This is a genomic window from Ascidiaceihabitans sp. (genome assembly GCF_039986515.1).
GTDB lineage: Bacteria > Pseudomonadota > Alphaproteobacteria > Rhodobacterales > Rhodobacteraceae > Ascidiaceihabitans.
Genome location: NZ_JBDWQO010000014.1, coordinates 317,751 through 338,545 on the forward strand (window position 1 = coordinate 317,751; position 20,795 = coordinate 338,545).

Here is a 20,795-nt window from a genome sequence, read left to right on the forward strand (position 1 = left end):
GCTCAGTGTATAGTTGGTTTGATCCAGTGTCGTCTTAATCCAATGTGTCCGCAAGCCAGTTTTCCAGCAAAAAACGTGCAATTGCACCTTTACGGGCTGGCAGGATTTTCGGGTGTTCACCAGCAAAGGCTTGCATCATCTCTTCGCGGGTGACCCACATGGCGTCTTCGATCTCTATGGGATCAATGGTGATATCGCGGCTTGTCGCTTCCCCCCGACATCCAAACATCAGCGATGCGGGAAAGGGCCAGGGTTGGCTGGCCAAATAGTCAACATGGCCCACCGTCACGCCGGATTCTTCAAACACTTCGCGGCGCACAGCAGCTTCCAGTGTTTCGCCCGGCTCCACGAACCCGGCCAACAAGGAATACATCCCCTGTGGCCACCCCGGAGACCGCCCCATCAGCACAGAATTGCCATGCGTGATCAACATGATGACAACCGGGTCGGTGCGCGGAAAGTGATGCGCATTGCAGCTTGGGCAATTGCGTTGCCACCCGGCATGAGAAATTTCCGACTTGGCGCCGCATTTCGCACAAAAGCCATGGCTGGCATGCCACATCTGAATGGCGCGTCCACTGGCTGCCAGTTCAGCATCACGCGGCGACAACCATGTCATGGTGCGGCGCAACTCGGCAAACACCTTATCATCGGCAAGGTCGGGATGGTGTTGTTCACTGGGGTCTAAAAAGCCGCCCAACAGATGTGGGTCAAGGTCGCGGGGTTCCCAAGCCGAGACGTCGAATGCAAAGCGGCCTTCCCCGTCTTCACGCCCCAAGAAAATCGGATCTTCCGTCGCGTGCTCCAAAATCGGATGGTCCATTGGCAAGCGCACCAATGCAGCAGGGCGCGTCGTCTGGATCAGGGGCTTGCCACGCCAAAACACGATGGCCCGGCTGTCGCTTGCCTTGCGTAAAAATGCTACTGCACTGGTATTGCCGCGAATTTCACCCGCGCGATCAAGGCCCGACCCTCCGAATGTCACTGTTTCCGCATGTTTCATGTCTGGCCCCTTTTCCGCATTGCCGCAGGCTTGGCATGTCGCGCAGGCGGGTTCAATCCCGATGCCCAAAATCACGGCTTTCGTCTGGGGCCGCGTCACAAACTTCGCCTTTGGCGGGTTTTACCCTACGTTTACTATCGCAACGGGCGAGATGCTGGTTTAGTCTATGATCCGAAGAAGGAATAAAGACGTGAATTCCGGCCAAAAACATCAATGGCGCGACGGTGTAGTCGCTCAGGCAAGCTTGCGCATTCTTGCTACCAGTGATTTGCACATGAACCTCAGAGGCTTCAATTACATCACCGGTAAACCGCAGGCCAAAGCAGGGCTGGCGCAACTTGCCAGCATGATCACGCAAGCCCGCACCGAAAACGGCGAAGGCGCGTGTATTCTTTTGGACAACGGTGACGCTTTGCAAGGCGCCCCAATCGCTGACACCGCAGCGCAACCTCCGCTTTCGTACAATCACCCGATGGCTTTGGCCTTTGATGCCCTTGGCTACGATGCCATTGGACTGGGAAACCATGATTTTGATTATGGATTGGATTTTTTGGACACGGTCAGCACCCAATACAAAGCCCCGACAGTGTGCAGCAACATCGCCTCTGAGGCGCTGTCGGACGTGCGTATGTGGACGATTGTTGACCAACAGGCCACTTGCTCTGACGGGGTGGTCCGCGATTTGAAGGTGGGTGTCGTTTCTGTACTGCCCGAACAAACGATGATCTGGAACAGCAAGCATCTGTCGGGCCGTGCTTCCATCGGCAGCATGCAAGACGCCGTGAACCTGCAAGTGCCAAAAGTCAAAGCGGCCGGCGCGGATTTGGTTGTGTTGCTTGCCCATTCTGGCATTGGGCGTGACGATGGCCCAAAGGACGCAGAAAACGCAGCGTTGCAGTTGTCGAATACCCCGGACATCGATGCTGTGATCGCGGGTCACACACATAATTTGTTTCCTGATTGCGCATCGCAGGCTGTTCCCGGCAGCGATCCTGTAAAGGGCACCTTAAACGGAACACCCGCGGCGATGCCCGGATTTGGCGGGTCGCATCTGGCGGTTCTGGACCTGAACCTGGGACACGCAAATGGCGCATGGCATGTGCTGAACCATTGCGTCACTTTGCGCAGTGCCCCCTGCACGACCCTTCACGATCCTGCCATTTTGCAAGCCACCGATGCAGCGCATCAACGCACCAAAGTAAGAATGGAAGAAGCCGTCGGGGTCGCCTCGGCCCCGCTAAACAGTTATTTTTCGTTGCTCCATACCAGTTCGGACCTGACATTCATCGCCCACGCGAAACGTCTTGCCATGCAACGCCACATAGCGGGCACAGCGCATGCTGAACTGCCCCTTCTGGTCAGCACTTCGGCGCAAGCATCGGGCGGAAAAGCCGGGCCAGACAACTACGTCGCATTTGACAAAGGCCCGTTGCGGCGCCGTGATGTCATCCCCCTTGTGCCCTTTGATAATGCGATTTGGGGCCGTGTCGTCACGGCACGAGACGTGCGTGAATGGCTAGAACGCTGTGCGGCCGTCTTTGCGATCCAACGGCCGGATACCCCGGATCAAATGCTGCTTGATCCAAACGCACCGGGGTTCAACTTTGACGTTCTGCACGGCGTCGATTTCACAATAAACCCAACACGTCCAAGCCGTTACGATCCCGACGGCACCCTTGTTGATAAAACCGCATACCGTGTCGAAAACCTGACGTTTGACGGTGCGCCATTGGAAGACTCACAGCAATTTTTGATGGCATCCAACAGCTACAGGTTGGCGGGGGGCGGACAATATCCCGGCTGCACCACCCAAGCCGTCAGCGTGAGATGCGAAGAAACAGTCAACGATGCGCTGGCGTGGTTGATCCACAATCCGCTCTGTCAGGCAGACGCCCCGGAAAGCCGTTGGGCCCTGTCGCCGGGCCTGGATCTGCATACGATCTACAAAACAAGCCCTGCCGCGCGGACACACCTTGCACAAATCGCGCGGTATAAGCCCGTTGATCTGGGCGACACCGCAGACGGTTTTTGTGCATTGCGTTTGCACCTGTAACGCCACGGCCCTTGCACGTCGTTTCACGACTCATTATATGGTCAATCGAGAGGTTGGCGCGGGCAAGCGCCTCGCCAACCCGGTCAGATCCGGAAGGAAGCAGCCGTAACGAGTCCCGTTTGGGTCGTTGTCAATCTCTCACCCAAGCGCAAATTGCAAAGCAATTTGCGCGTAGCCCGGCAGAGGTATCCGCAAGATACTACGAGAGGGCAGCACCGACCGTCACACCCAAAACGGCCCTCACCTCCACTTCCCAACGCACAAGCCCCTACCCAATCCGCCCGCTGTCCCTATGGTGAGGTTTGTGGCTAACGATTCGTCACAAACACGCACCGATTGGGCCGAAGACCGCACCGTTCTGGCCAATGAACGCACATTCGCATCATGGATGGGCATGGGATTGGGGGCCGTGGGGATAGCGATCGGGTTGAAGGCCGTCTTCGGCGCCACAGACCCGATTTGGGTTGCCAAGGCTGTCGCTTCGATATTTCTGGTCGTTGCCATCGGGGTGTTTTGGATGGCGCGACGACAGGCGTGCAAAACCCTTGAACGGATCACGCAACACGACGCCGAGGCGTTACCGTCAAAAAGTTTTACAAAACTTGCAGTGGCCATGACGATTGCAAAGCTGGCGACAGGCGGCGTGCTTTGGTCTTTGTAACAGCGGTTTAGCGGCTGTCGACGAACACCGTCACATCGCTTTCCGCAAGGCCTGCGCCGCCGACAACCCGCACAACCGGAATGTTGTTGATCAACACAATCGCGTCTTCGCCGTCTTGCGAATTCTCGACTGTAACGGTGTCTTCATCCCCGACGGGGTTCAAAAGACCGGGCTGGCCTTGAACAACAAGGGAATCCTCACCCTGTTCAAAATCCGTGATCGTGACCACATCATACCCTTCTTCGACGCCGTTGTAGGTCTCGACCACAACGCTGTCGCGTCCGTTGCCGGTTTCAACAACATCGCCTTCATCAGCCACAAGCGTGTCAAAACCAAAGCCACCGCTGACCGTGTCTGCCGTTCCTTGGTCCGACGCATCATCCACTGACACAATGAAATCGGTCCCTTGCTGGCCGTTGATCACGTTTGATCCGAAACTGTCAGAAATCGCATCGTTGCCAACGCCGCCATTGATCGTGTCGTCGCCACCTTCAACCGTTGCCTCAGACAGGTTGCCGCTGTCATCCGCTGTGGGAAAGGGCTGAATGTCATCTACGCTTGGGATGTCACGAAAATCAGCACCATAAACGTCGCTGCCTTCGCCAAGATCTACACTGTCATCGCCCAAACCGGTCAGGATCACATCGTCACCCGCACCACCATCAACTGTATCGTCGCCCGCACCAAGAAGAAGGTAGTCATCACCGCCCAATGCATCGATGTCTTGCGCACCGCTAACAAAATCAATTTGCCCCAACGCCTGGTTGGCTTGACCTTGCGTGATTTCGCCCTCTGCAACCAGATCGTCGAATTCCGCGACAAAATCTGCGCGATATGCTTCGTCCGAAACAACGTCCGCGCCTTCTGTCGGAGACGCTTGATCACCTGACGCATCGTCGCCGCTATCGTCGCCTCCAATCAGAGCAGAAAACCCCAGACCCAAACCTAAAAGAGCCAACAAACCGAACATGGACGAATTTCCCCGAATGAAAGAATACAACTATCAATAGATTTTCGTCGCATTTTTAACAAGTTATTCCAGCCACGACGTGCGAAACGAACTGTTTCAAATTCCTCAACAACACTTGCCGCTGTGGACGTTCAGCGCGGGGCGCATTACCTTCTGTTTGTGACGAATCCACAGAAAGCCAATTGATGTCTGACACCCCTGCTCCTGCCTATCAGGTTCTGGCCCGCAAGTACCGGCCTGAGACCTTTGTCGATCTGGTGGGACAGGACGCCATGGTGCGCACCCTACGCAACGCATTTGAGGCAGACCGCATCGCCCAAGCCTTTGTAATGACAGGCATTCGTGGCACCGGCAAAACAACCACAGCACGCATTATCGCCAAGGGCATGAATTGCATCGGCCCCGATGGCACAAGTGGCCCAACCACCGATCCATGTGGCGTTTGCGAACACTGCACCGCCATCATGGAAGGCCGCCACGTCGATGTCATGGAAATGGATGCCGCATCACGCACCGGCGTTGGCGACATCCGTGAAATCATCGATTCAGTGCATTACCGCGCCGCGTCGGCCCGCTACAAGATTTACATCATCGATGAGGTGCACATGCTGAGCACCTCGGCCTTTAACGCGCTTCTCAAAACGCTGGAAGAGCCGCCCACCCACGTCAAATTCATCTTCGCCACCACCGAAATCCGCAAAGTACCCGTCACGGTTCTTTCGCGTTGCCAACGCTTTGATCTGCGCCGCATTGAACCCGAAGTGATGATCGCCCTGATGCGCAAGATCGCCACGGCGGAAGGTGCCGAAATCGCGGATGATGCGCTGGCTTTGATCACGCGCGCCGCCGAAGGGTCCGTGCGCGATGCCACATCTTTGCTGGATCAGGCCATCAGCCACGGCGCGGGCGAAACCACCGCGGATCAGGTGCGCGCGATGCTGGGTTTGGCCGATCGGGGCCGCGTTCTGGACTTGATCGACATGGTGCTGCGCGGTGACGCCGCAGCTGCGTTGACAGAGCTTTCGGGTCAATATGCAGACGGCGCAGACCCAATGGCTGTCTTGCGCGATCTGGCGGAAATCACCCATTGGGTGTCCGTCGTCAAAATCACACCGGATGCAGCCGAAGACCCCACAGTATCGCCAGATGAACGTGCCCGCGGGCTGGCCATGGCCGAAAACTTGCCCATGCGTGTTTTGACACGCCTGTGGCAGATGCTGTTGAAATCATTGGACGAAGTGGCTGCAGCCCCCAACGCCATGATGGCCGCAGAAATGGCGATCATCCGGTTGACCCATGTGGCCGACCTGCCCAGCCCCGAAGAACTGGTACGCAAGCTGAACGGTATCTCGCCGCCCCCTGCCCCTGCAAATGGCGGCGGCACTGCTGCTGCGCCCCAAGGAGGCCAAGGGGGACAGTCAGCCACGGCAGCTTACGCGGCCACAGCTGCCCCCGCGCAGCCCGGCAGTGGTGGCACAATGGCCGCCGTTGCGGTCGACGCAGATGCGGCCCTTGCCCGGTTTCCCACGTTTGAGCATGTTGTCGAACTGATCCGCATCAACCGCGATGGCAAGCTGTTGGTGGATGTGGAAACCGACCTGCAACTGGCCTCTTACCAGCCCGGGCGCATCGAATTTGTGCCCACCCCCACGGCCCCCCGTGATCTGGCCCAACGGCTTGGCGCGAAGCTGCAACTTTGGACGGGCAACCGCTGGGCTGTCACCATCGTCAATGAAGGCGGCGCCAAGACCATCGCCGAAATCCGCGACGCGGCTGACTTGGAACTGCAAGCGAAAGCCGAAAATCACCCGATGGTGCAAGCCGTATTAACCCAATTTCCCGGTGCAAAGATCACAGCCATCCGCACCGCGGAACAAATAGCCGCAGAGGCAGACGAAGATGCCCTGCCAGAAGTGGAAGACGAATGGGATCCCTTCGAAGAGGATTGATTTTGGCGGCGCTGCCCACCTCTGCGCTGGCCGAAGTCTGCGACAAGGTCCGACCCCATTGGGTGCCCGGCACACCTGCCACCGCTTTCACAGAAATGATCGCCCTGTTCGGCACGCCGCCGTCTTTGGTGCTGTTGGTCGCCACGGCCCTTGTCCTGCGCTTTCGCAGCAAGTGGGGCGGATTGGGCGTCACTGTGGCATGGGCAGCTTGGGTGTCGGTTGTGTCGATGGTTGGCGCAGGGGACGCCGTGCAACAACAAGCCACCCTTGAAGGCTGCGTCGGTTCGCCGGCCTTGTTCATTCTGGTTGTCGCTGCAATATGTATTGCAACGATACTGTATACCTCGCCGCGCAGCACGCGGCTTTGACCCAAACGGAGACACGCGATGTTCAAAGGACTTGGCCAGCTTGGCGATATGGCCGGCATGATGAAAAAAGCCCAAGAAATGCAAACAAAGATGGCAGAAATGCAGGACGACCTGCACAACGTCATGGTTGTGGGCGAATCTGGTGCGGGCCTTGTGAAGGCCACGGCCAGCGCCAAGGGCGATTTGAAGGCGTTGGACATTGACCCGTCCATCTTCAACGGTGACGAAAAAGAAGTGGTCGAGGACCTGATCCTGGCCGCCATCAAAGACGCGCAAGCCAAAGCGGCGGCGAAGGCCGAAGCAGAAATGACCAAGCTGACCGATGGTTTGGGTCTACCCAAAGACATGAAGCTGCCATTCTGATCCGCGCTGCCATAGCAGGGGCAGTGCTATCGACGCTGGCCTGTTCGGTGTCGGCTCAGGATTGGTTCACCTATGACGCCTGTCAGGTGGACACCGTGGCCCTGCATGACACAGCCGTTGCCCCCGCCAATTTGGACGCGCTGATCACCGATGGCGCGGCCTTGCCTAATGGGGTTGGCAATTTCTGGAGGATTACCTCTACCGAGGGGATGGTTTCCCATATCTGGGGCACCAACCATTCCAACGATCCCAAGCTGCTGGATTTGCCACAATCTGTGCGCGATGCCATAGCCGCTGCGCGCGTTGTTGCGTTGGAAACCAATTTCGTCTTCCAGTCACGCACAAAAATGGATCAGGTCCGTTCTGGCTTGGACATTCTGCGCGAGCCGGGCGAAGACGCATCAGAGGTCTACACAGAAATTGATCTGCGTATCCTGGCATGGTTAAAAGCGCGTCTGGACGGGATCGGCTGGGGGGCGGATGCCGTGGAATGGATCACACCCACCGGTCTGGCAGAAATCATGCTGAACGACCCCTGCTCCGATTTTGCATCAGGCACTTATCCCACCCAAGACAGCCTGATCCAGACTTTGGGTGCAATTGCAGGGGCGAAAATTATGGGACTGGAGCCCCAAGATGCATTTCTTGAGCATCTGAACAAACCGGAAAACCGCGGCTTGGCATTTGATCTTATCAACCTGTACGGCGCGACGCTGAATCCTGCTGCCCCGGACACAGCCCGCGCCACAAGCTATGCCTTGTACCTTCAGGGCCGCAACGGCGCTGCCATGATGTGGGAACGCAGTGCCGCACAGGCCTTTTTTGGACATAATATTGGGCCCGCACTTGTGGACCGTGTCGACGCGTACCTGCTGGTCGAACGCAATCGTCAATTTTTGGAAGCGGCCTTGCCTGAATTGTCCCAAGGCGGGCTGTTTATGGCCATCGGGTCGTGGCATTTGCCTACCGAAACAGGCATGATCGCAGTCCTAAGAGACGCCGGTTTTAAAGTGGACCGTATCCCGACCCCCAAAGAGGTTGCACAGTGAGCAGCACCAAAGACATTGATGACTTGATCGAATTGATGGCGAAATTGCCGGGCCTAGGCCCACGGTCCGCCCGCCGTGCGGTGCTGCATCTGATCCGCAAACGCGCCTTGTTGCTGACCCCCTTGGCCGATGTGATGCAAACCGTCGCAGCCACAGCACGAGAATGTCTGAATTGCGGCAATGTCGGCACTTTGGATGTGTGTGATTTGTGTACGTCAGAAAAGCGTGCAAACGGTGAACTTTGCGTGGTGGAAGACGTGGCAGACCTGTGGGCCATGGAACGATCCGGCGTGTTCAAAGGCCGATATCACGTTTTGGGTGGCACGTTGTCAGCCCTGGACGCAGTGGGGCCCAGCGAACTGCGCATCCCTAAATTGTTGAACCGGGTGCAAGCCGAAGGCATTTCCGAAGTCATTTTGGCCTTGAACGCCACCATCGACGGTCAAACAACAGCCCATTATATTGCTGACCAATTGGAGGGGCAGGTTCAGTTGACGTCTTTGGCCCAAGGTGTGCCCATCGGCGGTGAGCTGGATTACCTCGATGACGGCACGATATCGGCAGCGATGCGTGCGCGGAAGTCACTTTAGTCTACCGGCCATAACCTCCTTTTAAGAAGTCGGCTGTAGTTCGGTCACATGATGACTTTGACCCGATTAACAGAAATGCTGGAACAGGATATGGCAGCGGGTGCTGCAGCCATTCAGGCTGATTTTATTGCCCGTACATCTGCAGTTATCGCGATTTTTGCGCTTTCCAGCTACTTTTTAAAGTGGCAAGTCATTGCAGTGATCGCCATAGCCATCGTTGTGGCAGAGGTTGCCGAAATTGCCTGTGTTCGGATCAGCAAAGCACATTTTTCATTAAAACTGTATGGGGTTTGGGCGTCCCTCAATATCTTGTCCGCTTTCTCATTTTGCAGCCTCGCCTTGTTCTTGGTCACGCACTCATCGCCGACCGCTGTCATGATGGGCTTTATGGTTATCGTTGGCTGCATGACCCAGCCTCTTTTGATCGGCGTAGGCAGTATCGCCCTAAGCTACGGGTGCCTCATAGTTCCCGTGTGTATTGCATCCGCCATCACAATGTATTTCACTAAAAGCACCGAACACCAATGGGCAGGACTGGCCGGACTACTTATTCTAAGCTTGCATTCCATCATGGTTATTTACAAAGCCAGATCCGTTATGCGGGCCAAAAACAAAGCCCAGCACGAAGCTACGGAAGCCGCAAAAGCCAAAACGCGCTTTATGACAACCATCAGCCACGAAATTCGAACACCTCTTAATGGAATTATGGGGATTGCAGAACTTCAACGCAGCCAGGCCAAAACCCAAGATAGCCTACATCAGGCAAACATCCTGATCGACACAAGCGAAAGCCTAAAATCCATTCTGGATGACATTCTGGATCAAGCGAAAATCGAAGCCGGGCAAATGCAACTGATCTATGCACCGGTAGATTTACGCAATGTCGTAAGGCACACTGTTGCGTTGTTTCAGGCCAACGCCCAACAAAAGCATTTGGAATTGCGCTGCGAATTTCGCCCCGACGATGAAGCTTTGACCATTTCAATGGATCGGTTACGGATCGGACAGATATTGTCCAATCTGGTTTCAAACGCCATCAAGTTCACCGACCAAGGCAGCGTGGTGGTCAAAACGACATTGATGCCAAACAACAGGGGCCTGCCCATTCTGGAAGTCATCGTGGCCGACAGCGGGCGGGGCATGACCGACGACGAAATGGGGCAATTGTTTCGCGATTTCAGTCAAGTCGACGACGAACATGCCCGCGCAGCTATGGGGACAGGATTGGGTCTGTCCATTTCACATGGTTTGGTAACGGCAATGGGTGGAACACTGAAAGTTCGTAGCACAATCGGTAAAGGATCAGAATTTGTTTTGACCCTACCATGTACCCGCGTAGCGCCCGCCGCATCCTCCCAAGCTGTACAAGACAACAAGACACCTGACCTGACGGGTTGGCGCATTCTGGCCGCTGACGACACCCCCGCAAACAGGTACATCGTAGAGAAATTTCTAAATTCCACACAGGCTGAGGTGACAATTGTTTCAGGCGGAACCGCGGCGCTTGAGGCAATGAAAGTCTCGGATCAGGACGTCTTATTGTTGGACATCAAAATGCCAGACATGGACGGAACAGTGGTTTTTGACAAAATGCAAAACCTGCCCAAGGATGTTCTGCGCCCCAAGGTCATTGCACTTACGGCCAATACGCTTGACGACGCACGGCGCAACTATTGCCGCATGGGGATGGACGGTTTTTTACCTAAACCGCTAAAAAGGGCAGATCTTTTTGCAGAGCTTGAACGCATAGGGCTAAACGCCCCTAAGCCAAACCCTGCAAAAATCTAGGTTTCGTGTCCAAACAACAGATTAGGGTTGTTCGTCTTCGTCGCCGCCGCCTGACGGCAGGTTAAAGAAGCTGTCAGCATCAACCAAACCGGATGTGTTGTCATCTTCATCATCGGATGTGTCGTCCGATAGCGAAAACGTCTCAAGACCTTCGATAGCAGTCGGGATCTTTGGTTCCGCATCCATGCCCAGGGATTGTTCGGTGCTGACCAACTTGCGACGCTCATCGTCTGTCATGACTTCGCCCGCAGCGGCTTTTTTCGCAGCAGCTTTCTGGACCGCGGCATCCAATTCAGATTGCTTGCACAGCCCCAAAGCGACCGGATCAATGGGTTGGATGTTGGCGATGTTCCAATGCGTGCGTTCCCGGATGGCTTGAATCGTCGGCTTGGTTGTACCAACCAGCTTGCTGACCTGACCATCTGTCAATTCGGGGTGGAACTTGACCAGCCACAGGATGGACGCCGGACGATCCTGACGTTTGGACAGTGGCGTATAACGCGGCCCGCGACGCTTTTCTTCACCTTGCGCTGCAGCGTTGAATTTCAACGCAAGCTTGTGCAACGGGCTGTTTTGTGCGGCGTCGATTTCGTCTTGGGTCAACTGGTTGTTCGTCACCGGATCAAAACCTTTGACACCCGCAGCGACGTCACCGTCTGCAATGCCCTGCACTTCAAGTTCATGCATGCCAACAAAGTCTGCAATCTGTTTGAAGCTGATTGTTGTGTTGTCTACCAACCAAACAGCCGTGGCTTTCGCCATAATCGGTTTTGCCATGTCACATGCTCCTTATGCATATCGTCAACCATATCTTCCCCGTCGCCTGAAATAGGCTGCCTTGGCGGTCAAGGCGGTTTCCATTGTAGGGGAACTTGAAGCGTATATAGTCGGGACCAAGCAATAAGGAAAGACCCATATGCACAGGTATTTGACAGCGTTTCTGATCTGGTTGACGGCGACACTGCCTGCGCTATCAGAGGGCGAAAAAGCGGGGCAGTTTGATTACTATGTCATGGCGCTAAGCTGGTCACCCAACTGGTGCGCCCTTGAAGGCGATTCCCGGAATTCGCCACAGTGCGAAGCACGCCACGATCATGGGTGGATCCTGCATGGGCTGTGGCCGCAATTCCACCGCGGTTTCCCGTCTTATTGCCCTACAGCGGAACGCCCCCCGTCACGCGGCATGACAAACGCCATGGCAGACACTATGGGCACCGGCGGCTTGGCTTGGCATCAGTGGAAAAAGCACGGCACCTGCACAGGTCTAAGTGCCGCCCAGTATTATGCCCTGTCCCGCGAAGCTTACGCGACCGTGACCCGTCCGGAGGTGTTCCGCAAACTGACCAAAGACGTGAAACTGCCAGCCTCTGTTGTCGAAGACGCGTTCTTGAAAGCGAACCCCACGCTGGAACGGGACGGCGTGACCATCACCTGCAAGCAGGCACATATCCAGGAAGCGCGCATTTGCCTAAGTCGGGATTTGAAACCCGTGCCTTGCGGCCAAGACGTGGTGCGTGATTGCAAAATGAAAGACGCGTTATTCACTCCGGTTCGGTGAATGGCTCGGTTTCCAGCCTGGCGCTTTCACCAAGTATCCCCAGACATCCCCCCATGTCTGGGCAGATTTGACATCACGCATCAGGCCCGGAAGCTCTGAAAACCACACCCGCAAAGGATTGCGGCTATCGAAATCGCGTTTTAATCCATAGCGCGGTGTTTCCTCTTCCGCTTGGAATGTCCCCCACAAACGGTCCCACACGATCAAAATACCACCATAGTTGCGATCCAGATATTTATCATCTGATCCGTGATGCACACGGTGGTTTGAGGGTGTGTTAAAGATACGATCCAACGGGCCTAACCTGCCGATCGTTTCTGTGTGAATCCAAGTCTGATACGCCAGCACAATTACAAGTCCGAAGAAAATCAATTGCGGTGGGAAGCCGACAAAAACCAACGGCAAATGCGCAATCAATGACCACAGCCCTTCCAAGGGACCAAAACGAATACCGGTGATGATGTTGTAATCGCGCGATGAATGATGAACCGCGTGCTGCGTCCACAGCAAGCGCACCTGATGGGCGATGCGGTGTTCCCAATAGTATACGATGTCTGCTGCAAGTACGACCAACGCAACGCTCCACCATGTTATGGGCATTACCCAAGGCACAAACGCATCGGACAGCATAAAGAAGGCCCCGTAGCCCGCGGTTAGAATGGTCACCTCCACCAAAATGGACGGGATCTGTGTTGATGCGCTTACCAACATCTCAGCAAAGGTTCTGCCTTTATGGGATCCTTTAAACAGCGTCTCAGCGATTTCGATCAACAGGATCAATGCGCCAAGCACTAAGAATGCATCATCAATCTGGGTCGAGAGTTGTGCCAATGTCTCGGATGTCATGGGCCATTGCCTTTCAAAAGTGTGCGCCACGCAAAAGCGGCTGCTTGATTTGGGGTCGCGGCGCCGTCCTGAACCAGCTTCCAGGCGGCATATATTAAATGTGTGTAGGCTTCGGCTATCCAGGCGGTTGGAAGATTAGGGTCAAACCCGCCTTCCGCTTTGGCCTTGTCGATGTCGCTGAGCAGGCTTGCGTCTTCAGCTGCGTATGCCTCTTGCAATGCAGCATCTGCTTCAAAAATTGCAGTTGCCAGAAACATCTGTCGGTTGGCCAAAGGCAGGATTGCACCCAGCGCCCATTCCAAGCCTTGCATGTAGCTTGTGGCGTTTTCGGTGGCCTGCACAACAACAGCATCAAGTTCGGTCAAAGCTGTTTTGGCAAGCGTGTTCAGAAGCGCATCGCGGGATGGATGATGCCGGTGCAAAGTCGCCCGCCCGACACCGGCATGCTTGGAAACGTCGGCCATCGATGCCCCGGCATTTGCGCTGAACACGGCAAAACCGGCTTCGATGATTGCTTGTTCGGTTGTGAGTTTAAGCGCCTTCATGAGACATGTATGTCTCATATGAGACGCAATTTGCAAGATTGATTTTTCACAATCGCAAATTTTCGCCGGACCCCGGACATGCATTGCGCTTTTCTTTGGAAAAACAAGCAACAAAGAAAAACAGCCCGCCTTAAGGTTTGACGCTTAAGACGGGCTGCGGTGTTTCAAAGTACCAAAATGTCTGGACGTTTCAGCCGCCAGCAACGCTTAGAACAATTTTCCCAATATGCGCGGAGCTTTCCATGCGCGCATGTGCCTTCGCCGCATCTGCAAAATCAAAGGTCTCGTCCATCACGGGCTTCACTTTGCCGGCCTCGATCAGGGGCCACACAGCTTCTGCCAGATCCTGGGCAATACGCGCTTTCGCAAGGTCGCTTTGCGGGCGCAAGGTGCTGCCTGTGATCGTCAATCGCTTCATCATCATCAGCGCAAAGTTCAGTTCCACCTTTGGCCCTTGCAAGAATGCAATCTGTACCAGACGCCCGTCTTCGGCCAAAGTGGCTACGTTACGCGGAATGTAATCCCCACCAACCATATCAAGGATCAGATTGGCGCCACCTTCGGCCTTCATGACTGTCGCGAAGTCTTCGTCGCGGTAATTGATTGCCCGCTCGGCCCCAAGCGCCACACAGGCTGCGCATTTTTCGTCGGAGCCCGCTGTCACAAACACCCGTGCGCCAAAGGCGTGCGCCAATTGGATGGCTGTCGTACCAATCCCGCTGGATCCACCGTGAATCAAAAACCGCTCACCTGCTTTTAATCCACCCCGCGTGAAGACGTTGGACCATACGGTAAAGAACGTCTCGGGCAGGCAAGCCGCTTCTTTTAACGATAGGCCCGCAGGCACAGGCAAACAATGCGCCGCAGGGGTCGCTACGTATTGCGCATATCCACCACCGGGCAGCAGGGCGCAAACCTTGTCGCCCACAGCCAGACCGCTCACACCATCGCCTACGCTGACCACTTCACCGGATGCTTCCAGACCGGGCAAGTCGCTGGCCGTCGGAGGCGGAGCATACATGCCAGCGCGTTGCAAAGCGTCCGGGCGGTTCACCCCAGCAAACGCCACTTTCAGAACAACTTGGCCATGGTCTGCGACAGGCATAGGCCGCGTCGTTTCCTGCAAGACCTCCGGTCCGCCAGGTTTGGTGATTTCTATCGCACGCATTGTGGTGGTCATGGGTGATCCTTTCGCTTTCCCCCTGCGTATCAGGTGCATCTGCCATGGCAAAGCCGCAAAGGAGCATCCTTGCTCGTCTTCGCCCTCACGTTAAACTGCCTTATCGTTTTCCCACTGACCTACGCATTGCTCACCAACAATGCCGGCATGGACGCAAACCAGATCGCCATTGTGTTGTTTACACTACAAATCGTTTACAAACTGGCCACGGTCGTGGCTGTCGGGCCAGGCCACGCTGTGGTGCAAGCACACATCTTTGTCGTTGTGGTGTTGGGAATCACATTGATCACCCTACGCACTTAGTCACGCGGGCTGGTCCAGCTGCCGGGCAAATCAATATTTGGCATCCGCGTCGGCGCTTTTATGTGGCTTAAAAGCCAATTGGGGCCAGCCATCAGCTTGCTAAGGGTCGGGCTGTCGCGCACATGGGCTTTCATCTTTTCGATCTGCATCACGTCGTCAATACGCCGATCCAAAAAGTCCCACGTCGCTGCGTTGTCGGGACTGTTGTCACCCAACCAATACAGAACTGTCGCACTGTAAACACCGCTTAATGTGGCACGTTTTGTGTACCAGTTCACGTCGTCCGACATATCGCCAAGCGTCGTCCAGATATGATCCGCAGTGCCCCACACCAGCTTCGCACCATCCGCCGCATGCGTGGGCAAAGCAAACAAAGTGGTACCGCGCCGCACCGCCTCTTTGTCCGTGACAGCTTCAATCCGAAAACGAACACCGGCTGCAATCTTGTCGCGAAACTTCATGTCGCTTAGGTCTTCTGTTTTCAACCGCTCAACCATCACCGCATCACCACGGTTGTGGTAGGCAATGGCCAAATCAACGGCCCCACGTGGACACACCGCCCGCGCCATCGGCGATTCGACATCTGCATCCCGCACCGCCGCCTGAAATGTGGCTTCAGACCAGCCATCAAAGGCGACATGCATCAATGCGGCATCCAAAAGCTGCGATTTTGTGGTCTCATAGGGGGTGGTCATAGGACTCTCCTGCGCATTCCAAGCTATATACTAGACAATATAGGTCTGGTTTGCTATTGGCCAACTTCCTGCAAATCCTTGCAACTTCAAACTAGAAAGGTGGTGAAAACCACATGCAGGTTAGTGTTCGCGATAACAACGTCGATCAAGCGCTGCGCGCCCTGAAGAAAAAACTTCAGCGCGAAGGTGTGTTTCGTGAAATGAAGCTTAAGCAACATTTCGAGAAGCCGTCCGAGAAAAAAGCACGCGAGAAGGCCGAAGCGATCCGCCGTGCCCGTAAATTGGCACGCAAGAAAGCACAACGCGAAGGTATGATGTAAGTCAGCCCCGCATTGTCGGAAATTTGAGACCCCCCGCTGAGTGATCGGCGGGGGTTTTCTTTTATCCGCGTTATACTGGGCGTTCATTTGCCTGCGCTCTTTCAGCGCGAAACAGCCGATTTGGTCACTTTTTCAAAACGGCTGGACGCTGCCGATGGTGAACAGCGAAACAGGCTTGGTTCAGCCCATTCCGGTTCCATCTCCTCGATCCTCTGGCCAGCTTGCAAAGCGCGACAGTAGCACTGGCACGCAGACAACAATGGAGAACCAAATGTCTAAAGCAAGTTTGTTTGAACAGCAGATGCTGGAACTGATCAACGAAGAACGCACATCCCGTGGATTGGATCCCTTGCAGTTGGAATTACGGCTGAACGCATCCAGCGAAGACCACAGCGAGTGGATGTTAAACAGCGACGTCTTTTCACACACTGGCAGCAATGACTCAAGCCCGGGTGACAGAATGCGGGATTCGGATTTCGAGTTCAGCGGGAATTGGACCTCGGGCGAAAACATAGCCTGGCAATCAGAGCGCGGAAGCACAGGGATTTCAGACGATGTCGAGAACCTGCATGCCGGTTTAATGAACAGCCCCGGACACAGAGCGAACATTTTAAATCCCGATTTTGAGGTCATCGGCATCGGCATCGAGCGCGGCGACTACAAAGGCTATGATTCCGTGATGGTCACCCAGAATTTTGCCGCAACTGATGCGCCTTTGCGCATTGACGGCGGCACGACACCCCCGCCGCCGGACCCGGAACCCGAAGACAACATGCCCCCCGTTGCCTGGCTGAACCGTTTGACCTTTTCACCCAATGAATGGTTGGACGCTGGCAAACTTGTAAAATTTCGCGATGCTGATGGTGATGCCCCGACCAAGTTTATGGTGCGCAACAAGTTGGATGATTTCAAAATCCAGATCGACGGTCGCACCTTTGATGATCCCGGCACCTACCGCATCGACGCCGACGACATTGAAAGCCTTCGTATCACAGCCGACAGCATGGGCGATCGCGGGAATATGAAAATCAGAGCACACGACGGTACCGAATGGGGAGACTGGGACAGCTTCAGATTGCGTACCGTCGCCCCCACAGAACCAGCTTCCCAGGACAATGATCCTGTCGCATCACAAGACGCGGCAGCACCGTTTGTTGCCGCAGAGACCATGGCTTTGGATCAATTGCGCGATTTCGATCTGGACGAGTACATTGTTCCCCAAGATCAGGATGTGTTCCTGATGGCGTAAACACTGCCCATTGGGTAGACGTAGCTCCCCCGCTGGGCCATCAGCGGGGGGGTCTTTTTCTCCGCTTCCCGTGAATCTTTCTGGCCGCCGTGCGTTGTGACTGTAGACCAACAGAAAGCAACCCATGGAACCTGTCAAAATCCTGATCGAACAGCTTGAGCAAATTTTGCGTGCTAGCATCGAAATGATCCCGCAAATTGCTGTTGCGGTCGTCGTGCTGGTGGCTGTTTGGGGTATCAACCACTTGGTATATTTCATCTTTGGCCGCGCGCTGACCCACACGAAGTTGCGTCAAAGCCTCAAAGACTTGTTTTCTTTGCTGATCACTTTGCGATCCGCGAAAGCCATATCCGCCGCACGGACGGGCAGATTGGGGCACGCGCCGCGTCACTGTGATTTGCGGTGTCGCCTATGATGAGGATGTCGACGCAGCCCGCGACGTCATCGCCACAGCTGTCTCAACCTGCGACACTGTCCATCAAGACGACAAGCCGATCCAGATCGTCGCGCTAGAGTTCGCGGAGTCTTCCATCAATTTCGAGGTGACGTGGTGGACCGGATCAAAACCGGTGGAAGTGCGCCAGTCGCGTGATCAGGTGGTTGCCACTGTCAAACGCGCCTTGGACGATGCAGGCATCAAAATCCCGTTCCCTTACAATCCACGCCACTCAGCGAAAATTAGACAGGCAAGGCCGTTGTCTTGAACACCGTGCGCAACGCGAAACTGGACTGCATCCCCTGCACCCCAGGCAAACGGGCCAAGTGCTGGCGGTGAATGCGCGCGAAGTCTTCGGTGTTTTCGGCCACGACCTTAAGCAAATAGTCAGCCGTTCCCGCCATTAAGTGACACTCCAACACATCAGGGATGCGGCGCACACTTTTCTCAAATGCGTCCAACACGTCATCCGCTTGCCCCCGCAGCGTAATTTCCACGAACACAGTTGTCGGCACGCCCAGTTTTCGCGCATCCAACAAGGCAACATAGTCCTTTATGTACCCGTCCGTTTCCAACCGTTGCACACGCCGGTGACACGCAGATGCTGACAAGTTCACTTCTTCGGACAGGTCCGCATTGGACATCCGCCCCTTGCGTTGCAGAACAGTTAGGATGCGACGGTCTGTTGTGTCCAAGCTCATATGCGCAGATTCCTTCGATTAATCACAAAATTATTAACACAATCTTCGACAATACCCCACCCAAAAGGCCAATCTTCCGTATCAATTTGCGCATCTACTTGCCTAATAATTAGGCAGTTCAAAAAACCCAACGAGGAACGCACATGCGTATCGGCTGCCCAACAGAGATCAAACCCCAAGAATATCGCGTCGGTATGACGCCCAATGCTGCGCGCGAAGCCGTCGCACACGGCCATGCCGTCGTGATCCAGACGAATGCGGGCGCAGGTGCTGGCTTTCCGGACGAAGACTACATCGCAGCAGGCGCGGAAATCGCAGCAACAGCAGAGGAAATCTTTGCTTCGGCAGATATGATCGTGAAGGTAAAAGAACCCCAAGCAGGTGAGCGGAAAATGCTGCGCGAAGGCCAGCTATTGTTTACATATCTGCACCTTGCCCCCGATCCAGAGCAAACGCACGATCTGCTGGAATCAGGCTGCACAGCCATCGCATATGAAACCGTAACTGACGCCGCGGGCGGCTTGCCGTTGCTGGCCCCGATGTCCGAAGTCGCAGGGCGCCTGGCCCCTCAAGTCGGAGCATGGACTTTGCAAAAAGCCAACGGCGGGCGCGGCGTTTTGATGGGTGGCGTTCCAGGTGTGGGTCCTGCACGTGTGGTCGTCATCGGCGGCGGCGTGGTCGGCACGCATGCGGCGCGCATCGCGGCGGGCATGGGCGCCGACGTGACCGTGCTGGACCGGTCTTTGGGGCGCATGCGTTACCTCGACGATGTGTTTGGCGGGCAGTTCAAAACAAGCTACGCCAGCGCGGGCAACACCATCGAATTGGCCCGTGAAGCCGACATGATCATCGGCGCCGTGCTGATCCCGGGCGCTGCGGCCCCCAAGCTGATCAGCCGCGCACAATTGTCCGAACTGAAACCGGGGGCAGCCCTTGTGGATGTGGCGATTGATCAGGGCGGGTGTTTTGAAACGTCCCGTGCCACCACGCATCAGGACCCGATTTATGATGTGGATGGCGTTATGCATTACTGCGTCGCCAACATGCCGGGCGCCGTTGCGCGAACTTCGACCATTGCCCTTGGCAATGCCACGATGCCGTTCATGCTTGCTCTGGCCGACAAGGGCTGGCGCCAAGCCTGCGAAGATGATCCACATCTGCTTGCTGGTTTGAATGTGCATGCAGGCAAGCTGACCTATTTTGCCGTTGGCAAAGCCTTGGGGCTAGACGTGTTGTCGCCGCAATTGGCATTGAAAGCCTAAGTTGCACCGTCGGTGTGCCCCAAAAATTTGGGGCGCATCGCACGCAGATGTATGGCTGCGAACCCCATAAAAGCCTTTATGCGTGGAACATCACGCACATCGGGATGGGTCAGAACCCAAATTGCAGGATAGTCAAACGGTGCAATTCCAGGCACCCGCGCAAGATTTGGATCACTGTCGCCCAGAAAACATGGCATGCGCGTGGCTCCCATACCTGCACGCGTGGCCCCGATCGCTGCAACCATATCGTCGACAACAACCGTCACACGCCGTTTCGGCCAAGCGCTGCGAATTTCTGCAGGCAAGCCCGGCCAATGCGCAAACCGCACCCAATCCAAAGTCGTAATGCTTGGGTTCCCCAAACCCGCAACTATTTCTTTGCTCGCATAAACACATGCCTTCTGGGGACCAATCCGGATGCCGACAAGTGTTTCCGTTGGCTCGTCCGCGATCCGAAAGGCGATGTCTGCTTCGCGCCTTGCCAGGTTCAACGGTGTGTTGCTGGCGATCAATGACATGTCGATGTTGGGATGGGTTTGCGAAAATGCTGTAAGGATCGGCGCAAGCACGCGTTCAATAACCAGCGACGGGGCCGTGATAATCAAAGGGCCACTCAACGATCGGTCGCGCCCCGCAAGCGTACGACTAAGATCAAGCTGCGCAGCTTCCATTTTCTCTGCCGCGTTTGCGGCTTCCAGTCCGGCGACTGTCGGCGCATACCCTTGTGGCAGGCGATCGAACAGGCGTGCACCCATCACATCCTCAAGCGCTGCGATCCGTCGCGATACAGTCGCGTGATTGACGCCAAGGACACGCGCCGCGCCGCTTAACCCGCCTTGGCGCACAGTCTCAAGGACATGTTTCAGATCATTCCAGTCGGTCATAACCTGATTATTTTTGCACATT

The 20,795-nt window shown here is 55.5% G+C and carries 24 protein-coding genes and 1 other RNA gene; 16 read left to right on the top strand and 9 right to left on the bottom strand.

What is annotated here, in order from left to right:
• Positions 1-34: 34 nt before the first annotated feature.
• The gene (nudC, locus tag ABJL60_RS13935; protein WP_348375978.1) at positions 35-1,003 is read right to left on the bottom strand and encodes an NAD(+) diphosphatase; all 969 of its coding nucleotides are present in this window, start codon (positions 1,001-1,003) and stop codon (positions 35-37) included.
• A 166-nt stretch (positions 1,004-1,169) separates the two neighbouring features.
• Here nudC and ABJL60_RS13940 point away from each other — a divergent pair, with 166 nt between their 5' ends.
• From ABJL60_RS13940 to ABJL60_RS13950, 3 genes are all read left to right on the top strand, one after another.
• On the top strand, positions 1,170-3,056 hold the full coding sequence (locus ABJL60_RS13940; RefSeq protein ID WP_348375979.1) for a 5'-nucleotidase C-terminal domain-containing protein: 1,887 nt from the start codon (positions 1,170-1,172) through the stop codon (positions 3,054-3,056).
• 46 nt (positions 3,057-3,102) lie between these two features.
• An RNA gene (gene ffs, locus ABJL60_RS13945) (signal recognition particle sRNA small type) lies at positions 3,103-3,200 on the top strand.
• A 160-nt stretch (positions 3,201-3,360) separates the two neighbouring features.
• A complete protein-coding gene (locus ABJL60_RS13950) occupies positions 3,361-3,717 on the top strand; it encodes a DUF202 domain-containing protein (protein WP_348375980.1) in 357 nt (118 codons plus the stop codon).
• A 7-nt stretch (positions 3,718-3,724) separates the two neighbouring features.
• Here ABJL60_RS13950 and ABJL60_RS13955 read toward each other — a convergent pair whose 3' ends face one another.
• Positions 3,725-4,687, bottom strand: a complete 963-nt coding sequence (locus ABJL60_RS13955) for a hypothetical protein (RefSeq protein ID WP_348375981.1) — start codon at positions 4,685-4,687, stop codon at positions 3,725-3,727.
• 185 nt (positions 4,688-4,872) lie between these two features.
• On the opposite strand from ABJL60_RS13955, the gene ABJL60_RS13960 reads away from it, so the two are divergent.
• Genes ABJL60_RS13960 through ABJL60_RS13985 form a run of 6 tightly spaced genes read left to right on the top strand, consistent with a single transcriptional unit; the run spans position 4,873 to position 10,794 of the window.
• Positions 4,873-6,636: a DNA polymerase III subunit gamma/tau gene (locus ABJL60_RS13960; protein WP_348375982.1), complete on the top strand. Its 1,764-nt coding sequence runs from the start codon at positions 4,873-4,875 to the stop codon at positions 6,634-6,636.
• On the top strand, positions 6,612-7,004 hold the full coding sequence (locus tag ABJL60_RS13965) for a hypothetical protein (RefSeq protein WP_348375983.1): 393 nt from the start codon (positions 6,612-6,614) through the stop codon (positions 7,002-7,004). The genes ABJL60_RS13960 and ABJL60_RS13965 overlap by 25 nt, the downstream gene beginning before the upstream one ends.
• An 18-nt stretch (positions 7,005-7,022) precedes the next feature.
• A complete protein-coding gene (locus ABJL60_RS13970; RefSeq protein ID WP_108827178.1) occupies positions 7,023-7,367 on the top strand; it encodes a YbaB/EbfC family nucleoid-associated protein in 345 nt (114 codons plus the stop codon).
• A gap of 23 nt (positions 7,368-7,390) precedes the next feature.
• Positions 7,391-8,416 (top strand): TraB/GumN family protein, encoded by a 1,026-nt coding sequence (locus ABJL60_RS13975; protein WP_348375984.1) that lies wholly within the window; start codon positions 7,391-7,393, stop codon positions 8,414-8,416.
• The gene (recR, locus tag ABJL60_RS13980; RefSeq protein WP_348287804.1) at positions 8,413-9,006 is read left to right on the top strand and encodes a recombination mediator RecR; all 594 of its coding nucleotides are present in this window, start codon (positions 8,413-8,415) and stop codon (positions 9,004-9,006) included. The genes ABJL60_RS13975 and recR overlap by 4 nt, the downstream gene beginning before the upstream one ends.
• 48 nt (positions 9,007-9,054) lie before the next feature.
• On the top strand, positions 9,055-10,794 hold the full coding sequence (locus tag ABJL60_RS13985; RefSeq protein WP_348375985.1) for an ATP-binding protein: 1,740 nt from the start codon (positions 9,055-9,057) through the stop codon (positions 10,792-10,794).
• Positions 10,795-10,815: 21 nt separating this feature from the next.
• Here the strand turns inward: ABJL60_RS13985 and ABJL60_RS13990 are convergent, their stop codons facing one another.
• On the bottom strand, positions 10,816-11,571 hold the full coding sequence (locus tag ABJL60_RS13990; RefSeq protein ID WP_108827174.1) for a DUF1013 domain-containing protein: 756 nt from the start codon (positions 11,569-11,571) through the stop codon (positions 10,816-10,818).
• Between the two features lie 139 nt (positions 11,572-11,710).
• On the opposite strand from ABJL60_RS13990, the gene ABJL60_RS13995 reads away from it, so the two are divergent.
• Positions 11,711-12,352, top strand: coding sequence for a ribonuclease T2 (locus ABJL60_RS13995; RefSeq protein WP_348375986.1), 642 nt, complete (start codon positions 11,711-11,713; stop codon positions 12,350-12,352).
• Here ABJL60_RS13995 and ABJL60_RS14000 read toward each other — a convergent pair.
• From ABJL60_RS14000 to ABJL60_RS14010, 3 genes are all read right to left on the bottom strand, one after another.
• Positions 12,332-13,198 (bottom strand): sterol desaturase family protein, encoded by an 867-nt coding sequence (locus ABJL60_RS14000; RefSeq protein WP_348375987.1) that lies wholly within the window; start codon positions 13,196-13,198, stop codon positions 12,332-12,334. The two genes, ABJL60_RS13995 and ABJL60_RS14000, sit on opposite strands and share 21 nt — an antisense overlap.
• On the bottom strand, positions 13,195-13,743 hold the full coding sequence (locus ABJL60_RS14005; RefSeq protein WP_348375988.1) for a TetR/AcrR family transcriptional regulator: 549 nt from the start codon (positions 13,741-13,743) through the stop codon (positions 13,195-13,197). Before ABJL60_RS14005 ends, ABJL60_RS14000 begins: the two co-directional genes overlap by 4 nt.
• Before the next feature lie 190 nt (positions 13,744-13,933).
• Positions 13,934-14,923, bottom strand: coding sequence for an NAD(P)H-quinone oxidoreductase (locus ABJL60_RS14010; protein ID WP_348375989.1), 990 nt, complete (start codon positions 14,921-14,923; stop codon positions 13,934-13,936).
• Positions 14,924-14,992: 69 nt separating this feature from the next.
• Between ABJL60_RS14010 and ABJL60_RS14015 the strand changes: the two genes are divergently transcribed.
• Positions 14,993-15,226 carry a hypothetical protein gene (locus tag ABJL60_RS14015; RefSeq protein WP_348287790.1) on the top strand — a complete coding sequence of 78 codons (234 nt, stop codon included), beginning with the start codon at positions 14,993-14,995 and terminating at the stop codon, positions 15,224-15,226.
• Here the strand turns inward: ABJL60_RS14015 and ABJL60_RS14020 are convergent.
• Complete coding sequence (locus ABJL60_RS14020; RefSeq protein ID WP_348375990.1) at positions 15,223-15,921, bottom strand: COQ9 family protein; 699 nt, start codon at positions 15,919-15,921, stop codon at positions 15,223-15,225. The genes ABJL60_RS14015 and ABJL60_RS14020 overlap by 4 nt on opposite strands.
• A 113-nt stretch (positions 15,922-16,034) precedes the next feature.
• Here ABJL60_RS14020 and rpsU point away from each other — a divergent pair, with 113 nt between their 5' ends.
• From rpsU to ABJL60_RS14040, 4 genes are all read left to right on the top strand, one after another.
• On the top strand, positions 16,035-16,241 hold the full coding sequence (gene rpsU / locus ABJL60_RS14025; RefSeq protein ID WP_007118112.1) for a 30S ribosomal protein S21: 207 nt from the start codon (positions 16,035-16,037) through the stop codon (positions 16,239-16,241).
• A gap of 271 nt (positions 16,242-16,512) precedes the next feature.
• Complete coding sequence (locus ABJL60_RS14030) at positions 16,513-17,490, top strand: CAP domain-containing protein (RefSeq protein ID WP_348287786.1); 978 nt, start codon at positions 16,513-16,515, stop codon at positions 17,488-17,490.
• Between the two features lie 124 nt (positions 17,491-17,614).
• Positions 17,615-17,905: a hypothetical protein gene (locus ABJL60_RS14035; RefSeq protein WP_348375991.1), complete on the top strand. Its 291-nt coding sequence runs from the start codon at positions 17,615-17,617 to the stop codon at positions 17,903-17,905.
• Entirely contained in the window at positions 17,883-18,194 is a 312-nt protein-coding gene (locus ABJL60_RS14040; RefSeq protein WP_348375992.1) for a mechanosensitive ion channel family protein, read from the top strand. The genes ABJL60_RS14035 and ABJL60_RS14040 overlap by 23 nt, the downstream gene beginning before the upstream one ends.
• Here the strand turns inward: ABJL60_RS14040 and ABJL60_RS14045 are convergent.
• On the bottom strand, positions 18,169-18,627 hold the full coding sequence (locus ABJL60_RS14045) for an Lrp/AsnC family transcriptional regulator (RefSeq protein WP_108827165.1): 459 nt from the start codon (positions 18,625-18,627) through the stop codon (positions 18,169-18,171). The two genes, ABJL60_RS14040 and ABJL60_RS14045, sit on opposite strands and share 26 nt — an antisense overlap.
• A gap of 143 nt (positions 18,628-18,770) precedes the next feature.
• Between ABJL60_RS14045 and ald the strand changes: the two genes are divergently transcribed.
• On the top strand, positions 18,771-19,889 hold the full coding sequence (gene ald, locus ABJL60_RS14050; protein ID WP_348287781.1) for an alanine dehydrogenase: 1,119 nt from the start codon (positions 18,771-18,773) through the stop codon (positions 19,887-19,889).
• Here the strand turns inward: ald and ABJL60_RS14055 are convergent.
• Positions 19,886-20,773: a LysR family transcriptional regulator gene (locus ABJL60_RS14055; protein WP_348375993.1), complete on the bottom strand. Its 888-nt coding sequence runs from the start codon at positions 20,771-20,773 to the stop codon at positions 19,886-19,888. The genes ald and ABJL60_RS14055 overlap by 4 nt on opposite strands.
• Between the last annotated feature and the right edge of the window lie 22 nt (positions 20,774-20,795).

Excerpts from the sequence above, each read along its gene's own strand:
- ABJL60_RS14000 (WP_348375987.1), bottom strand. The coding sequence starts at position 13,198 with ATGACATCCGAGACATTGGCACAACTCTCGACCCAGATTGATGATGCA.
- ABJL60_RS14010 (WP_348375989.1), bottom strand. The coding sequence starts at position 14,923 with ATGACCACCACAATGCGTGCGATAGAAATCACCAAACCTGGCGGACCG.
- rpsU (WP_007118112.1), top strand. The coding sequence starts at position 16,035 with ATGCAGGTTAGTGTTCGCGATAACAACGTCGATCAAGCGCTGCGCGCC.
- ABJL60_RS13985 (WP_348375985.1), top strand. The coding sequence starts at position 9,055 with ATGATGACTTTGACCCGATTAACAGAAATGCTGGAACAGGATATGGCA.
- ABJL60_RS14055 (WP_348375993.1), bottom strand. The coding sequence starts at position 20,773 with ATGACCGACTGGAATGATCTGAAACATGTCCTTGAGACTGTGCGCCAA.
- ald (WP_348287781.1), top strand. The coding sequence starts at position 18,771 with ATGCGTATCGGCTGCCCAACAGAGATCAAACCCCAAGAATATCGCGTC.
- ABJL60_RS13990 (WP_108827174.1), bottom strand. The coding sequence starts at position 11,571 with ATGGCAAAACCGATTATGGCGAAAGCCACGGCTGTTTGGTTGGTAGAC.
- ABJL60_RS14005 (WP_348375988.1), bottom strand. The coding sequence starts at position 13,743 with ATGAAGGCGCTTAAACTCACAACCGAACAAGCAATCATCGAAGCCGGT.
- ABJL60_RS14020 (WP_348375990.1), bottom strand. The coding sequence starts at position 15,921 with ATGACCACCCCCTATGAGACCACAAAATCGCAGCTTTTGGATGCCGCA.
- ABJL60_RS13995 (WP_348375986.1), top strand. The coding sequence starts at position 11,711 with ATGCACAGGTATTTGACAGCGTTTCTGATCTGGTTGACGGCGACACTG.
- nudC (WP_348375978.1), bottom strand. The coding sequence starts at position 1,003 with ATGAAACATGCGGAAACAGTGACATTCGGAGGGTCGGGCCTTGATCGC.
- ABJL60_RS13965 (WP_348375983.1), top strand. The coding sequence starts at position 6,612 with ATGGGATCCCTTCGAAGAGGATTGATTTTGGCGGCGCTGCCCACCTCT.
- ABJL60_RS13970 (WP_108827178.1), top strand. The coding sequence starts at position 7,023 with ATGTTCAAAGGACTTGGCCAGCTTGGCGATATGGCCGGCATGATGAAA.
- ABJL60_RS13955 (WP_348375981.1), bottom strand. The coding sequence starts at position 4,687 with ATGTTCGGTTTGTTGGCTCTTTTAGGTTTGGGTCTGGGGTTTTCTGCT.
- ABJL60_RS13960 (WP_348375982.1), top strand. The coding sequence starts at position 4,873 with ATGTCTGACACCCCTGCTCCTGCCTATCAGGTTCTGGCCCGCAAGTAC.
- ABJL60_RS14035 (WP_348375991.1), top strand. The coding sequence starts at position 17,615 with ATGGAACCTGTCAAAATCCTGATCGAACAGCTTGAGCAAATTTTGCGT.
- ABJL60_RS14030 (WP_348287786.1), top strand. The coding sequence starts at position 16,513 with ATGTCTAAAGCAAGTTTGTTTGAACAGCAGATGCTGGAACTGATCAAC.
- ABJL60_RS14045 (WP_108827165.1), bottom strand. The coding sequence starts at position 18,627 with ATGAGCTTGGACACAACAGACCGTCGCATCCTAACTGTTCTGCAACGC.
- ABJL60_RS13940 (WP_348375979.1), top strand. The coding sequence starts at position 1,170 with ATGATCCGAAGAAGGAATAAAGACGTGAATTCCGGCCAAAAACATCAA.